This window comes from Herbiconiux sp. UC225_62, assembly GCF_042694625.1.
Taxonomy (GTDB): domain Bacteria; phylum Actinomycetota; class Actinomycetes; order Actinomycetales; family Microbacteriaceae; genus Herbiconiux.
Window position 1 is genome coordinate 360,896 of sequence record NZ_CP170551.1, and the last position, 14,588, is coordinate 375,483.

Annotated in this window: 16 protein-coding genes; 8 read left to right on the plus strand and 8 right to left on the minus strand. The window is 68.8% G+C overall.

Annotated elements, in window-relative coordinates:
• Window positions 1–13: 13 nt before the first annotated feature.
• Window positions 14–811, plus strand: coding sequence for an aminotransferase class IV (locus tag ACFJGU_RS01805; RefSeq protein ID WP_382307117.1), 798 nt, complete (start codon window positions 14–16; stop codon window positions 809–811).
• Window positions 812–901: 90 nt separating this feature from the next.
• On the opposite strand, the gene cydC is transcribed toward ACFJGU_RS01805, so the two are convergent.
• From cydC to ACFJGU_RS01825, 4 genes are read right to left on the minus strand one after another with little or no spacing between them, the layout of a single operon-like run.
• Window positions 902–2,551 (minus strand): thiol reductant ABC exporter subunit CydC, encoded by a 1,650-nt coding sequence (cydC, locus tag ACFJGU_RS01810; protein WP_382307119.1) that lies wholly within the window; start codon window positions 2,549–2,551, stop codon window positions 902–904.
• The gene (gene cydD, locus ACFJGU_RS01815; protein ID WP_382307120.1) at window positions 2,548–4,644 is read right to left on the minus strand and encodes a thiol reductant ABC exporter subunit CydD; all 2,097 of its coding nucleotides are present in this window, start codon (window positions 4,642–4,644) and stop codon (window positions 2,548–2,550) included. The genes cydC and cydD overlap by 4 nt, the downstream gene beginning before the upstream one ends.
• Before the next feature lie 4 nt (window positions 4,645–4,648).
• Complete coding sequence (cydB, locus tag ACFJGU_RS01820) at window positions 4,649–5,677, minus strand: cytochrome d ubiquinol oxidase subunit II (RefSeq protein ID WP_382307121.1); 1,029 nt, start codon at window positions 5,675–5,677, stop codon at window positions 4,649–4,651.
• An 8-nt stretch (window positions 5,678–5,685) separates the two neighbouring features.
• Window positions 5,686–7,098 carry a cytochrome ubiquinol oxidase subunit I gene (locus tag ACFJGU_RS01825; protein ID WP_382307123.1) on the minus strand — a complete coding sequence of 471 codons (1,413 nt, stop codon included), beginning with the start codon at window positions 7,096–7,098 and terminating at the stop codon, window positions 5,686–5,688.
• 117 nt (window positions 7,099–7,215) lie between these two features.
• On the opposite strand from ACFJGU_RS01825, the gene ACFJGU_RS01830 reads away from it, so the two are divergent.
• Together ACFJGU_RS01830 and ACFJGU_RS01835 are read left to right on the plus strand one after the other, a co-directional pair.
• Window positions 7,216–7,896 carry a DedA family protein gene (locus tag ACFJGU_RS01830; RefSeq protein WP_382307125.1) on the plus strand — a complete coding sequence of 227 codons (681 nt, stop codon included), beginning with the start codon at window positions 7,216–7,218 and terminating at the stop codon, window positions 7,894–7,896.
• 40 nt (window positions 7,897–7,936) lie between these two features.
• Window positions 7,937–8,233, plus strand: coding sequence for a DUF2277 domain-containing protein (locus ACFJGU_RS01835; protein WP_382310234.1), 297 nt, complete (start codon window positions 7,937–7,939; stop codon window positions 8,231–8,233).
• A 254-nt stretch (window positions 8,234–8,487) separates the two neighbouring features.
• Here the strand turns inward: ACFJGU_RS01835 and ACFJGU_RS01840 are convergent, their stop codons facing one another.
• Genes ACFJGU_RS01840 through ACFJGU_RS01855 form a run of 4 tightly spaced genes read right to left on the minus strand, consistent with a single transcriptional unit; the run spans window position 8,488 to window position 11,666 of the window.
• Complete coding sequence (locus ACFJGU_RS01840) at window positions 8,488–9,423, minus strand: ABC transporter substrate-binding protein (RefSeq protein ID WP_382307126.1); 936 nt, start codon at window positions 9,421–9,423, stop codon at window positions 8,488–8,490.
• Window positions 9,424–9,427: 4 nt separating this feature from the next.
• Window positions 9,428–10,165, minus strand: coding sequence for an ABC transporter permease (locus tag ACFJGU_RS01845; protein ID WP_382307128.1), 738 nt, complete (start codon window positions 10,163–10,165; stop codon window positions 9,428–9,430).
• Window positions 10,162–10,857, minus strand: coding sequence for an ABC transporter permease (locus ACFJGU_RS01850; protein ID WP_382307129.1), 696 nt, complete (start codon window positions 10,855–10,857; stop codon window positions 10,162–10,164). Before ACFJGU_RS01850 ends, ACFJGU_RS01845 begins: the two co-directional genes overlap by 4 nt.
• A complete protein-coding gene (locus tag ACFJGU_RS01855) occupies window positions 10,854–11,666 on the minus strand; it encodes an ABC transporter ATP-binding protein (protein WP_382307130.1) in 813 nt (270 codons plus the stop codon). The genes ACFJGU_RS01850 and ACFJGU_RS01855 overlap by 4 nt, the downstream gene beginning before the upstream one ends.
• A gap of 210 nt (window positions 11,667–11,876) precedes the next feature.
• Here ACFJGU_RS01855 and ACFJGU_RS01860 point away from each other — a divergent pair, with 210 nt between their 5' ends.
• The 5 genes from ACFJGU_RS01860 (at window position 11,877) to ACFJGU_RS01880 (ending at window position 14,582) form a co-directional block, all read left to right on the plus strand.
• Window positions 11,877–12,230 carry a PadR family transcriptional regulator gene (locus tag ACFJGU_RS01860; protein ID WP_382307132.1) on the plus strand — a complete coding sequence of 118 codons (354 nt, stop codon included), beginning with the start codon at window positions 11,877–11,879 and terminating at the stop codon, window positions 12,228–12,230.
• Window positions 12,231–12,232: 2 nt separating this feature from the next.
• On the plus strand, window positions 12,233–12,601 hold the full coding sequence (locus ACFJGU_RS01865; protein WP_382307134.1) for a DUF1048 domain-containing protein: 369 nt from the start codon (window positions 12,233–12,235) through the stop codon (window positions 12,599–12,601).
• Window positions 12,598–13,371: an ABC transporter ATP-binding protein gene (locus ACFJGU_RS01870; protein WP_382307136.1), complete on the plus strand. Its 774-nt coding sequence runs from the start codon at window positions 12,598–12,600 to the stop codon at window positions 13,369–13,371. The genes ACFJGU_RS01865 and ACFJGU_RS01870 overlap by 4 nt, the downstream gene beginning before the upstream one ends.
• Window positions 13,371–14,135 carry an ABC transporter permease gene (locus ACFJGU_RS01875; RefSeq protein ID WP_382307138.1) on the plus strand — a complete coding sequence of 255 codons (765 nt, stop codon included), beginning with the start codon at window positions 13,371–13,373 and terminating at the stop codon, window positions 14,133–14,135. The genes ACFJGU_RS01870 and ACFJGU_RS01875 overlap by 1 nt, the downstream gene beginning before the upstream one ends.
• A gap of 114 nt (window positions 14,136–14,249) precedes the next feature.
• On the plus strand, window positions 14,250–14,582 hold the full coding sequence (locus ACFJGU_RS01880) for a hypothetical protein (RefSeq protein ID WP_382307140.1): 333 nt from the start codon (window positions 14,250–14,252) through the stop codon (window positions 14,580–14,582).
• Window positions 14,583–14,588: the final 6 nt, after the last annotated feature.

A 14,588-nucleotide genomic window follows, 5' to 3' on the forward strand; every position in this document is an offset into this window, starting at 1 on the left:
AGGAGGACCCATCGTGGCAGAGGCTCCTGCGACGTTCGTCTGGGCCGACGGCGCCTTGGTCGAACGGGGGTTGCGGCCGCACGACGAACTGCTGGTAGCCGACTCCTGGTACGTCTCCGCCTCGGGTCGCGTCCGCGCGATCGACACGCATCGCGAACGGTTCCTTGCGGGTGTCGACGAAGCCGCCGCGGTCACCCGCGCCGACGCCGAGGCGTTCTGGGGAGCGGCCATCGGACGGCTGCGAGCCTTCCGGTCGGGGGCTCTCTTTCCGCGCGTCGAGCTCGCGCGGATCACCGAGGATCCCGCCGTCGTCGAGTTGCGCCTGCGCGTTCGGGTCGCCCCGCGTCTCCGCGAGACCGCCGTGCTCGCCACGCACGAGGGGCCGGACCCGAGGCGGGTTCCGCGCACCAAGGGTCCCGACCTCGAGCGGTTGCTCGCCCTCCGCGCGACCGCTCAGGAGAACGGCGCCGACGAGGTGGTGCTGCTGCACGACGGGTACGTCGTCGACGGCTCGAGCTCGGCGCTGCTCTGGTGGCGGGGCGAGACGCTCGTGGCACCCGCCAGCGACCTCGCCCGGGTGCCGAGCGTGACCGCTCGGAGCATCCGTCTCATCGCCACCGCCACCGGCACCCGTGTGGTGGAGGAGCGGGCGCGCCCCGCGGATCTCGCGGGCTGCGAGCTGTGGGTCGTGAGCGCCCTGCACGGCATCAGCGTGGTCGAGGTCTGGATCGACGGCCCCGTGCTCGAGGTGCGCCCCTCGCGCGCGGCGACCTGGCGCAAACGCCTCGACGCCCTCTCCCGCCCCCTCTAGGCGTCGGAAGGCCGCTCATCCGCGCGTTTTTGCGAATGCGGTGGGCCGGAAGGTGCCAAAGCGTGCGGATGAACGCCCAGAGCGCGGGGACTACCCGAGGGTGAGGGTCGAGGTCACGAGGTGCGCGGGCACGGGGGTGTGCGAGATGAGCACGACGGCGCGGGAGGAGTCGGCAGCGGCACCGAGGAGGTCGGCGACGAGGGCGTCGGCGCGGTCGGGATCGACGTTCGCCGTGGGCTCGTCGAGCACGAGCACGGGGAACCCGGCGAGCAGGGCACGAGCCAGCGCCAGGCGCTGTGCCTGGCCTCCCGAGACGAGGGCGCCCCGCTCCCCCACCCGCGCGGTGAGTCCGCCGCGCGACCGCACCCAGGCGCCGAGCCCGACCCGTTCGAGCGCCTCGATGAGCTCGTCGTCGGTGGCGGTGTCGCGCGCGAAGAGCAGGTTCTGGCGGATGTCGTCGTCGAACAGGTAGGGCCGCTGCTCGCAGAGGCCGATCACGCGGCGCACCTCGTCCTGCGGGAGGTCGCGCACGTCGGCGCCGTTCACGGTGAAGCCGCCCCGGAAGTCGAGGAACCGCACGAGCACGTGGGCGAGGGTGGTCTTGCCGGAGCCGCTGGGTCCGCGCACCAGCAGGCGGTCGCCCGGTGCGAGGTCGAGGGAGACGTCGGTGAGGGCATCCGTCGACGCCCCCGGCCAGCGCGCTGAGACGCCACTCAGCCGCACGGTCACGGGGCCCGGCGGCACGGATGCCCCCGAGACGGCGATCGAGTCGACCGGCACCCCCTCGGGCACCGCGTCGGGAACGACGGATGCGATGCGCTCGGCACTCGCGGACACCTGCCGCCAAGCACCCCAGGCGAGCGGGATCATGCCGAACACCTCGAACGCCGCCATCGGCACGAGCGCGACGACGGCGAGCGCCGGGCCCTCGAATCCGCCCTGTCCGAGCGACGGGATGCCGAGGAGCAGCACCACGACCGTCACGGCTCCGGCGATCAGGGAGACCAGCGCCGTCGTGGCGCCGGCGCCCGCGGAACGGCGCACGAGCGCGCGGGTGAGCCGCGCATCCGACTCGGCGAGGGCCGCCCGGGCCGCGGGGGCCGCTCCGTAGGCGACGAGCGTGTCGAGCGAGCCGAGGTAGTCGGCGAGGTCGGCCTGATAGCCGCCTCGCAACCCGGCGAGCGCGCGCTCGGCGCGGCCGGAGACCCAGGCGTTCACGGCGGTTCCGAGCAGCGCGGCGAGCGCCAGGCCGATGAGCAGCACGAGGCCCGCGGCGGGGAGGAGGAGCCACACCACGATCACGATCGCGAGCGCCGTCAGCCCGGACACGACGAGGGGCTGCACCACGCGGAGCGGGAAGTTCTGCTGCTCGTCGACGTCGGCGACGAGGCGGGTGAGGAGGTCGCCTCGGCGGCTGCGGCCGAGCCCGTCGGGGCTCACCGGCACGAGGCGCTCGTACACGCCGACGCGCAGTTCGGGCATCGTCGCGAAGGCGGCGTCGTGGCTGGCCAGTCGTTCGACGTACCGGAACGCGGCGCGGCCGAGCGCGAACGCCCGCACCGCCACCATGGCCGCGGAGAGGTAGAGGATGGGCGGTTGCTCCGCCGCCCTCGTGATGAGGTAGGCGGAGGTGGCGAGGAGGCCGACGGCGCAGAGGGCGCTGATGAGGCCCAGCACGACACCCGGCACGAAGCGGCGCAGACGCGGCTGGGCGAGACGGATGACCTCGGCCCGGTTCACGAGCGCACCACCGGACCCGGAGGCAGGTCACCGACGGCCGACTCGGCCGGACGCTGCGGCCGGTCAGCGGGGGCCGACTCCGCCGGACGCTGGAGCCGGTCACCCACGGCCGCCTCCGCCGGACGCTGGAGCCGGTCAGCGAGGGCCGCCTCCGCCGACACCGAGCGAGCCGATGCGGAGCGCGATGCCGCCGTCGTTCCCCCCGAACGGTCCGTCGGGGCGACCGGCGCCGACACCGCGGCCGTCGAGGTCGAGTGAGCTGCCGGGTGCTGTCCCGACGCATCCCGGCGCCCTTGGAGGTCGGCGCCGAGCACGAGCTCGTGGTCCGCCGCCGCGATGACCGCCGGGCGATGACTCACCACGACGACCGCGCGGCCCTCGTCGGCGAGCGACCGCAGCGCGCGGATGACCGAAGCCTCGGTCGTCTCGTCGAGCGCTGACGTGGGTTCGTCGAATGCCACCACCCCGCAGTCGAAGCGGCGTGCGCGGTAGACGGCACGGGCGGCCGCGACGCGTTGCGCCTGACCACCGGAGAGCCCGCCACCTCGCGGGTCGACGACCGTCGCCAGCGCGATCGACTCCCCTCCCACGACCTCGAGCGCTTCCCGCACGAGCTGCTCGTCAGGCGCGGAGTCACCGAGCGCGACGTTCTCGGCGACGGTGCCTGGCAGCAACACAGCACCCTGACCGGCCCACGACAGCCACGGGCGCGGCACCGGGTCGGAGTTCACCACCCGACCGTCGAGGAGGATCTCCCCCGACGCCGGCACGAAGCCCAACAGCGCCGCCACGAGCGACGACTTACCGCTCCCGGACGGCCCGGTCACGGCGGTCACAGCCCCCGCGGGGAACCGCGCATCCAGCTCCGCGAACGCGACGCTCTCCCCATACCGCACCCCCAGCCCTCGCACCTCGAGCCCGCGCTCACCGCGCCCTCCGACCGAGGCGGTTGAGGGGTGTGAGGGGGCGGGAGCGGGAGCGCTACCCGCACCGGAGCCGCGCCCACCCACCGATCCGGTGAAGAGAGGGGACGCGGAGGTCGAGCGGGGGATGCCATCCCTCCTTGCGTCCTGCCGGCTCGCGGACCCGACGGAGGGAGGGGACGAGGGAGCCGGGATGGCAGGAGGAGCAGCGGCGGCCGCACCCTCGTCGAGGATGGCGAAGACGTCGTCGGCGGCCGCCACCCCGTCGGCCGCGGCGTGGAACTGCGCCCCCACGTTGCGCACCGGCAGGAAGGCCTCGGGCGCCAGCAGCAGCACGAACAGCCCTACCGACAGCCCGAGCGATCCGTCGATCAGGCGCACCCCGATCGACACCGCCACGAGCGCCACCGACAGGCTCGCCGCGAGCTCCAGGGCGAACCCCGACAGGAAGGACACCCGCAGCACCTTCATCGTCTGCGAGCGGTAGTCGTCGGTGACCGACCGGATGCGCGCCGCCTGTCGGTGCTGCCGGCCGAAGATCTTCAGCGTCGCCAGCCCGCCCACCACGTCGAGGAACGCGGTGGAGAGCCGCCCGAGCTTCTCCCACTGCTTCGTCTGCACCGACTGGGTGGCCCACCCGATCAGGATCATGAACACCGGGATGAGCGGCAGCGTCACCGCCACCGTGAGCCCGGAGATCCAGTCCTGCGACCAGATCACGAGCACGAGCAGGGGTGTCGCGAGCGCGGTGAGCACCAGCTGCGGGAGGTACTTCGCGAAGTACGTGTCCAGTGCATCCAGCCCGGGGCCCACGGTCACCCCGACCGACGTCGAGTTGCGCGCTCCGAGCCAGGCGGGACCGAGCCGCGTCACTGCATCCAGCACGCGCCCGCGCAGCTCGCTCTTCACCACCGCCGCGCCCCTCGCGGAGTTCACCTCCGAACCCCAGGACAGCGCGAAGCGCAGCACGACCGCGACGGCCAGTCCCACGAGCAGGGGCACGAGGGAACCGAGCGACGCACCGGCGATCGCCTGCACGATCAGCTGCGTCACGAGCAGCGAGAACGCGACGACGACCGCCGTCTGCAGCAGTGCGAGCACCCCGCCCACGGCGAAGAACGCACGTGCCGCAGAGGCGTACTTCAAGAGTCGCGGGTCGACGGGGCGCACGACTCTAGTGTGCCTCCTGTCCGCCACCGACCGATGCCTCGGCCGGGATCTGCGCGCGGGTGACGCGCTTGCGGAAGATCCAGTACGTGAACCCCTGGTAGGCGAGGATCAGCGGCAGGAAGATCAGCGCCACCCAGCTCATGATGGTGAGTGTGTACTCGGACGAGGACGCGTTCGTGATGGTGAGGCTGTTCGCCGGGTCGTTGGACGCCGGCATCACGTCGGGGAACAGGGCGAAGAACAGGCTGAGCACCGCGACCCCGATGGTCGCCGCCATCAGCCCGAACGCGACCCCCTCGCGCCCCCGCGCGTTCGCGAGCACGGCGCCGATGAGGGTCACCGCCGCCACCACCGAGAGCAGAACGGATGCGAGCGTGCCGTACGCGATCGACGTCCAGAGCAGGAACGCGGCCGCCACCACGATCGTGACCACACCGGCCCGGGTCGCGAGCCGGCGGGCACGCTCCCGGATGTCGCCCTCGGTCTTCAACGACACGAACACCACCCCGTGGGTGAAGAACAGCAGCAGCGTCGTCAGGCCGCCGAGGAGGGCGTAGGGGTTCAGGAGGTCGAAGAAGGTGCCGATGTAGTCGTGGTTCGCGTCCAACGGCACCCCGGCGACGATGTTCGAGAACGCGACCCCCCAGAGGAAGGCGGGGACGGCGGAGCCGATCACGATCATCCGGTCGAAGCGCCGCTTCCACGCCTGCTCGGGTCGTTGGTGCCGGTACTCGAACGACACGCCGCGGAGGATGAGGGCGAGGAGGATGAGGAGCAGGGGGAGGTAGAAGCCACTGAACAGGGTGGCGTACCACTCGGGGAACGCGGCGAACAGTGCGGCGCCGGCGACGATGACCCAGGTCTCGTTGAGGTCCCAGACCGGGCCGATGGTGTTGATCAGCACGCGCCGATCGGTGTCGTCTCGGCCGAGGAAGGGCAGCGACATCCCGACGCCGAAGTCGAAACCGTCGAGCACGAAGTAGCCCACGAACAGGAAGCCCACGATGCAGAACCACAGGACTGTCAGATCCATCATGTCTCCTAGTAGACCGTCGCCTCGTGCCGGACGTCGCCCGACTCGGGATCGGGTTCCGGGGCGTCATCCGGACCCTTCTGGATGGCCTTCTTGATCAGTTTGAACTCGACCACGGCGAGGGTGCCGTAGATCGCGGTGAACGCGATCAGCGAGATCAGCACGTCGAGGCCGGTGATGCCGGGCGACACCGCATCGGAGGTCTTCAGCAGGCTGAACACGATCCACGGCTGCCGGCCCATCTCGGTGAAGATCCAGCCGACGATCATGGCGCCGAGCGAGAGGGGGAACGCCCAGATGGCCACCCGCCAGAGCCAGCGCCAGCGCGGCGACCGGCCCTTGCGCGTCAGCCACAGGCCCACAAGGGCGATGAGGACGTGCAGCATGCCGAGGCCGATCATCCAGCGGAAGGCCCAGTAGGTCACCCAGATGGTAGGCGTGTAGTCGCCGGGGCCGTACAGCTGCACGTACTGCGCCTGCAGGTCGTTGATGCCCTCCACCGTGCCGTCGAAGGTGTGCGTCGACAGGAACGAGAGGAGGTAGGGCACCCGGATCGAGAACAGCTCGTGCACGCCATCAGGAGTGCCGAGGGTGAAGATCGAGAAGGAGGCGTCGGCGCCCGTCGACGTTCGGTAGAGCGCCTCGGCGGCCGCCATCTTCATCGGCTGTGTCTCGACCATCGCCAGACCCAGCTGGTCACCGCTCAACACCGTCAACGCGCCCGCGATCACCATCATCCAGAGCCCGAACTTCAGCGCAGGCCGCATGGTCTCGAGGTGCTGGTTGCGGTAGAGGTGCCAGGCGGCGGCCGCGATGATGAGCCCTGCCGTCACCATGAAGCAGGCGAAGATCGTGTGCGGGAACGCCGCCACCGCCACCTTGTTCGTCAGCAGCGCCCCGATGTCGGTGAGTTCGGCGCGGCCCTTGGCCTCGTTGATGTCGTATCCGACCGGGTTCTGCATGAAGGCGTTCGCCGCGATGATGAAGTAGGCCGAGAGGATGCTGCCCAGCGCCGTCACCCAGATGGTGACGAGGTGCAGCTTCTTGGGCAGTTTGTCCCACCCGAAGATCCACAGGCCGATGAAGGTCGCTTCGAGGAAGAACGCGAGCAGACCCTCGAGCGCGAGCGGGGCGCCGAAGACGTCGCCCACGAAGCGGGAGTAGTCGCTCCAGTTCATGCCGAACTGGAACTCCTGCACGATGCCCGTCACGACACCCATGGCGAAGTTGATCAAGAAGATCTTGCCGAAGAAGCGGGTGAGTTGCAGGTAGTGCGCCTTGCCGGTGCGCACCCAGGCCGTCTGGAAGATGGCGGTCGTGGTGGCCAGTCCGATCGTGAGGGGCACGAACAGGAAGTGGTAGATCGTCGTCAACCCGAATTGCCAGCGGGAGAGCAAGAGCGGGTCGAGTAATTCGTTCACGAGGAACTCCTTGCGTCAGTACCGATTCTAGCTCGCTTGTATACAAGCCTCCAAACCCATCGGGGAATCCTCCGGAAGACCCGCTAGGGTTACTGGCATGCCCTGTGGAATACAGCGATGAACGAGGTGCTGTCCTGGCTGCTGGATACCGTGCAGTCGGTAGATCCCCTGGTCCGGACGCTATTGGCCGGGGTGGCCATCCTGCTCGAGACGAGCATCCTGATCGGCCTCGTGGTGCCCGGCGACACGGTTGTACTGGTGGCCTCGACCGCCGTCGACGGGCCACTTGAATACATCTCTCTCGTGGCCGTGGTGATCGTCGGGGCGCTCTGCGGGGAGAGCATCGGATTCGCGATCGGCCGCTGGTTCGGGCCCAAGCTGCGCGCCAGCCGGCTGGGGCGGAGGATCGGCGAGAAGAACTGGGTGCGCGCCGAGACCTATCTCGCCAAGCGCGGAGGCATCGCCGTGTTCCTCTCCCGATTCATCCCGGTGCTCCACTCGCTCATCCCGCTCACCGTCGGGATGAGCCCGATGCGCTACCGCCGCTTCATGACCTGGACGGTGCCCGCCTGCGTCATCTGGGCCTTCGCCTACGTGTCGGTCGGCGCCTTCGCGGCCGGCTCCTACCGCGAGCTCTCCCGCGACCTCCACTGGGCCGGCTACCTCTTCGTGGGTGTGATCGCCCTGTTCGTCGTGGCCGTCTTCGTGGCCAAGAAGCTCATCAACCGGTCCGAGTCCCGTCACATGCAGGAAGCCCCGCCCTCCCCCGACGAATCGGGAGATGACGGGGCTTCCTGAGGGGCTGCGTCGCCGGATGATGTGGGATATCGTCGGCGGCATGTGCCGGAACATCCGCTGCCTTCACAATTTCGAACCGCCGACGACCGACGACGAGGTGCGGGAAGCCGCGCTCCAATTCGTCCGTAAAGTCAGCGGATCGACGCATCCTTCCCGCGCGAACACGCCCGCCTTCGAGCAGGCCATCGACGAGATCGCTGCCGCCACCCGCCGCATGCTCGACCAGCTCGTGACGGCCGCCCCACCCAAGACCCGGGAGGCCGAGGCCATCAAGGGCCGAGCCCGCCACGAGGCCCGCATGCAACGAGAGGTCCGCCTCCGCACCGCCGCCCCCTGACCCACACCTGGACAACCCGCCGAGACCGCAGGCCGCGGGCCGCGGACCGCGCTCGACGACCCAGAGTGAGCGCGAGTCCCCACCGTCAATGAAACGCAACAGGCCGTACCCGACGACCCAGGGTGAGGGCGTGGCCGAGGGGTGCGACCGCAGGCCGCGCCCCTCGACCGCGCCCTCACATGTCGCGGAGCGCCGGGCAAGGACCGGCGCGACCTGGGCGGCCCGAGCGAAGCCCGGGCCGCCCAGCAGCTAGCTCAGAACAGCTTCACCTTCGCCAGCCAGTTCTTCGCGATCGTGTCGGCCGACTCCTGGTCGTTGACGCTCTGCGAGTTGAGCTCGACGAGGTCCGCGGCGGTCAGGGCCGCGCTGACCTTGTTGATGACCTCGGTGACCTCGGGGGTCGCGGCATCCGTGTTGATCAGCGGCACGACGTTCGAGGCGAGGAAGAGGCCCTTCGGGTCTTCCAGCGTCACGAGGTCGTTGGTCTTGATGTTCGGGTCGGCGCTGTAGATGTTCACCATCTGCACCGTGTTGTCCTTCAGCGCCTGGATGGTGAGCGGTCCGCCCGAGTCCTCGATCGGCGTGAAGCCGACGGTGACGCCGTAGGTGCTCTTCAGTCCATCGGGGCCGTAGGGGCGGGTCTGCAGCTCGGAGTTGCCGCCGAGGGTGATGGGCGAGGTGACCTTCGCGAGGTCTTCCAGGCTCGTCACGTCGTTGGCCTCGGAGAACTCCTTGGTGACGTTGTAGGAGTCCTGGTCGGTGGCGGGCGACTGGTCGAGCACCTCGAGGCCCTCGGGCAGCGCGTCGGCGAGCGCGGCGTAGACGTCGTCGCTGGTCTTGGCGGTGGTCTCGGGGTCGTAGAACTGCAGCAGGTTGCCGGTGTACTCCGGGAACAGCTGCACTTCGCCGCTCTCGAGCGCCGGCAGGTAGGCGTCGCGCTGACCGATGTTGAACTGGCGCGTCACCTCGATGTCGTTGGCTTCGAGCGCCTGGGCGTAGATCTCGGCGATGATCTCGTTGGAGTAGTAGGCCTGCGAGCCGATCACGATCGGTCCGGAGGCTCCGTCGCTCGAGCCCGATGTCGACGTGGTGTCGAGCGGATCGCTTGACGCACACCCTGCCAGCGCCACCACCGCACTGACCGCGACTAGCCCTGCGACGAGCCGGCCTTTCTTGATTGCTGTGAACATGTGATCATTTCCCTTCTTGGGCGGGGACTCCCGCCGCCGCCAGCGGACGGGATGACCGCTGACGGACTTCTTTGATCTCCTTGGCGACGACGCCACGGGGAACCACGAGTTTCTGGATGAGCGCGAACACCCCTTCGAGGATGAGCGCGAGCAGGGTGACGAGGATGGAAGCGCCGAGCGTCTCGGAATAATTCCTCGTCGACACCCCTTCGAAGATGAACGCGCCGAGCGCTCCCCCGCTGACGTAGGCGGCCAGCGTCGCTGTGGCCACCACCTGCAGCACGCCCGAGCGGATGCCGCCGATCAAGAGCGGCAGGCCGAGCGGCACCTCCACCTGGCGCACCACCTGCCCTTCGGTCATGCCGACGGCGCGGGCGGCGTCGATCGTCTTGCGGTCCACCGCTTCGAAGCCGGCGTAGGCACCCGCGAGGATCGGCGGGATGGCCAGGATGACGAAGGTGATGAGCGGCGCCCGGAACCCGATGCCGAGCCCGAGCGCCAGCAGGATGAGCACACCGAGGCTCGGGAGAGCGCGGAACCCGCCCGAGAGCGACACGGCGACGTCGCGGCCCCGTCCGGTGTGACCCACGAGGTAGCCGAGCGGGATGGCGATGAGCGCCGCGATCGCGACCGCGCCGAAGGTGTACGCGAGTTGCTCACCCAGCCGAGCGAACCATCCTTGCGGCCCGGTCTGGTTGGCCGGGTCGAGGATCCAGGCGATGCCCTCGAGGAACAGGTTCACGACACGCCTCCCGAGAGCAGCGCCGCCTGTCGGCGAGCGGCCCGGGAGCGACCGCTGCGCTCACGCCGGCTCCACGGCAGCACGAGGCGGCCGAGCAGCACGAGGATGAGGTCGAACACGATCGCGATCACCAGCACGGCCACGATGCCGGTGATGACCTCGCCCGGGATGTTGCGTTGGAAGCCGTTGATGAACAGGTAGCCGAGGCTCGTGACGCCGACCACCGAGCCGATCGTGGCGAGGCTCACCGTGCTCGCCGACACCACCCGCAGACCCGACAGCAGCACCGGCCCCGACAGCGGGAGTTCGACCCGCCAGAACCGCTGCCAGCCCGAGTAGCCCATCGCCGAGGCGGCGAGAAGGGTGTCCTTGTCGACCGAGGCGAGCCCGTCGGCCGCCGTGCGCACCATGAGGGCGACTGCGTAGATGGTGAGGGCGACGGTGACGTTCACGGAGGAGAGCAAGGGTGTGCCGAGGATGATCGGCATGAAGATGAACAGCGGCAGCGAGGGGATCGTGTAGAGCAGCCCGAGCACCACCAGGATCGTGCCGCGGGTCAGCTGGTAACGGTTCGCGATCCAGCCGAGCGGGATGGCGATGATGAATCCGAGCACGATCGGCGGCACACTCAGCGCGATGTGCGCGAGCGTGAGCTGCCAGACCAGGTCGAAATTCGACTCGAGCCACTTCACGACTGGAGCACTCCGGTCGGTGTGCCGTTCTCGTCGACCACCACGTCCCGCCCGTCGACACGCTCGATGCGCAGCACACGCTTGCCCTTGTCGGCGCCGACGAAGCTCGCCACGAAGTCGTCGGCGGGGTTCGCCAGGATCTCGGCCGGCGTGCCGACCTGGGCGATGTGGCCGCCCTTCTGCAGGATGACCACCTGGTGCCCGAGCAGGAAGGCCTCGTCGATGTCGTGCGTCACGAACACCACCGTCTTGCCGAGCCCTTCCTGGAGCCGGATCGTCTCCTGCTGCAGCTCGGCCCGCACGATCGGGTCGACCGCCCCGAACGGCTCGTCCATCAGCAGGATGTTGGGATTGGCGGCGAGCCCGCGGGCCACACCCACCCGCTGCTGCTGACCGCCGGAGAGCTGGCGGGGGTACTTGTCGGCGAGCGACCGGTCGAGCCCCACCGTGTCGAGCAGGTCGAGCGCGTGCGCCCGCGCCTCCTTCTTCGGAACGCCGTTCAGCACCGGAACGGTGGCCACGTTGTCGATGACCTTGCGATGCGGAAGCAGTCCGGAGTTCTGCATCACGTACCCGATGCGGCGGCGCAGTTTCACGGGCGCGAGGCCGCTGGTGTCTTCGCCGTCGATGAGGATGCTCCCGGAGGTCGGGTCGATCATCCGGTTGATCATGCGCAGAAGCGTCGTCTTGCCGCAGCCGGAGGAGCCGACCAGCACCGTGGTCTTCCGGGGCGGGATGACGAGGTCGAACTCCTTGACCGCGACCGTTCCATCGGGGAACTGCTTCGTCACCGAACGGAACTCGATCATGCGGGGCCCAATCGTCTCCGGATCGCGGGCTGCGGTCCACCCAACAACCCAAACATCTCTCACCGGAAACGCAAAGCCCCCGTGTCAGAGAAAGTCATATTGGAATGTCGGTATTCAGTGTTGCTATCTACCAGTAGTCGGCGTTACTATCTACTGGTAGTCAGCGACACAGAGTAGCTGATGACGACAACCAGAAGAGAGGAGGGTTCCATGGCCAAACAGATGACCGAGATGCTCAAGGGCACTCTCGAAGGCATCGTTCTCGCGATCCTCGCCCGGGAGCCGGCCTACGGCTACGAGATCACCGCGCGACTGCGCGAGCAAGGCTTCGCCGACATCGTCGAAGGCACGGTCTATGCGCTGCTGGTGCGGATCGAGCAACGCGGCTATGTCGACGTGGCGAAGGTCCCGTCGGAGAAGGGACCGCCCCGCAAGGTCTATTCGCTCAACGCCGCCGGCGGCGAGTACCTCGACGAGTTCTGGAGGAGCTGGGAGTTCCTCGCGGAACGGATCGGCAACCTGCACCACACCACCGAAGAATCGCACGACGAAGGGGAGAAGTAATCATGGCTGCCAAGTGGATCGAGACCCTCACCGGCTCGCTCGAGCAGAAGAAGCAGTACAAAAAGGACAAGAAGCGCATCGACACCCTGCCCGAGCCGTACCGGACGTCGGCCAAGGCGATGCACCGCTACTTGATGTACTCCGGGGGCATCACCGACGGCGACACGCTCATCGTCATGTTCACCGACCTGGCCGACCTCTGGGAGCGCGCCGCCATCGACGAGACCCCCGTGCGGGACATCGTCGGCGACGACCCGGTGGAGTTCACCGAGGCGTTCGCCCAGGCCTACGCCGGCAAACAGTGGATCGACAAGGAGCGCGCCCGCCTGAACCAGGCCATCGAGGATGCGGAAGGGAAGGAGGAGAAATGACCACCGGACCCGCCATCCAGGTGCGCGGCGTCACGAAGTCGTTCAAAGACCTGCACGTGCTGCGGGGCGTCGACTTCGACGTGGCCGCCGGCAGCATCTTCGCGCTGCTCGGCTCGAACGGCGCCGGAAAGACCACCCTGGTGCGCATCCTGTCGACCCTGCTGAAGGCCGACACCGGTTCCGCCACCGTGCACGGATACGACGTGGCGACGAAACCGGGCGAGGTGCGCGAGTCGATCAGCCTGACCGGGCAGTTCGCCGCGGTCGACGAAGTGCTGAGCGGCCGGGAGAACCTGGTCCTCGTGGCGAAGCTCCGTCACCTGAAGAACCCCGGCGCGATCGCCGACGACCTGCTCGCCCGCTTCTCGCTCACCGAGGCCGGCAAACGCAAGGCGGCCACCTACTCGGGCGGCATGCGCCGCCGGCTCGACATCGCGATGAGCCTGATCGGCAACCCGCCGATCATCTTCCTCGACGAGCCGACCACCGGGCTCGACCCGCAGGCCCGCAACGAGGTCTGGCAGACCGTCAAGCAGCTCGCCGGTCAGGGCACCACGGTGCTGCTCACCACGCAGTACCTCGACGAGGCCGAACAGCTCGCCGACCGCATCGCCATCCTGCACGAGGGCACCATCATCCAGAACGGCACCCTCTCCGAACTCAAGCAACTCCTCCCGCCCGCCCAGGTCGAGTACGTCGAGAAGCAACCGTCGCTCGAAGACGTCTTCCTCGCGCTCGTCGGCGGCGGAACCTCAGGAAAGGACCTCTGATGACCACCTACGCGCTCAGCGACACCGGAACGCTCACCAGCCGTTCGCTCCGGCACATCCTGCGCAGCCCCGACACCATCATCACCACGGCCGTCACCCCGATCGCCCTGATGCTGCTGTTCGTCTTCGTGCTGGGCGGCGCGATCCAGACCGGCTCCGACGAGTCGTACGTGAACTACATGCTCCCGGGCATCCTCCTCATCACGATCGCCTCGGGCGTGGCGTACACCTCCTACCGGCTGTTCCTCGACCTGCAGGGCGGCATCTTCGAACGCTTCCAGTCCATGCCGATCGCCCGGTCGAGCGTGCTCTGGGCGCACGTACTCACTTCCCTGGCCGCGAATCTCGTGTCGGTGGCGATCGTCACCGGGGTGGCGTTCATCCTGGGGTTCCGCACCGGAGCCTCCTTCGGCGCCTGGCTCGCCGTGGCCGGCATCCTCATCCTGTTCACCCTCGCACTGACCTGGATCGCCGTGATCGCGGGGCTCTCCGCGAAATCGGTCGACGGCGCCAGCGCGTTCAGCTATCCGCTGATCTTCCTGCCCTTCATCAGCTCGGCCTTCGTGCCCACCGACTCGATGCCGGCACCGGTCGCCTGGTTCGCCGAGAACCAGCCGGTGACCTCCGTCGTGAACACCATCCGGGCCCTCTTCGCCGAGCAGCCGGTGGGCGGGGACATCTGGATCGCCCTGGCCTGGCTCGTGGGCATCCTCGTGGTGGCCTACGGCTTCGCCATCGTGATCTACCGCCGCAAGATCAGCTGACGCCGCGGCCTCGCGTGTGTCGCCCTGTTACGGGCGACCGTGACGGGGCCGCGTCGTCGTGCCTACACTCGACCGACACGCCAGCAGCAGCTCACGGAATCCGGAAGGGGAATCATGTCGATCCAGCAGCCTCGTCACGACGCGCACATCGATCACCTCGGAGCTGTCGCGTGCGAGATGGCGACCTTCGACGAAGGCCACGAGCTGCACCCGATCATCCGCCGGGCAGCCTCGGCCACCCCGTCGCAGTGGGTGGATGCCCTGATCGTCTCGGCCTCCTCCGACGGGTGGATCGAATTCGTGACGCTGCACGACGCGACCGTCGGACAACGCTGGCACCACACCGACCTGAGCGACGTCCTCGTCGCCGGGTCGCCGGTCGCGGTGCACGGCCTCTACGGGGTGCTCGCCGTCGGCGACGAGTTCCTGAGCGTGCGCGCGGCCTGAACGCAA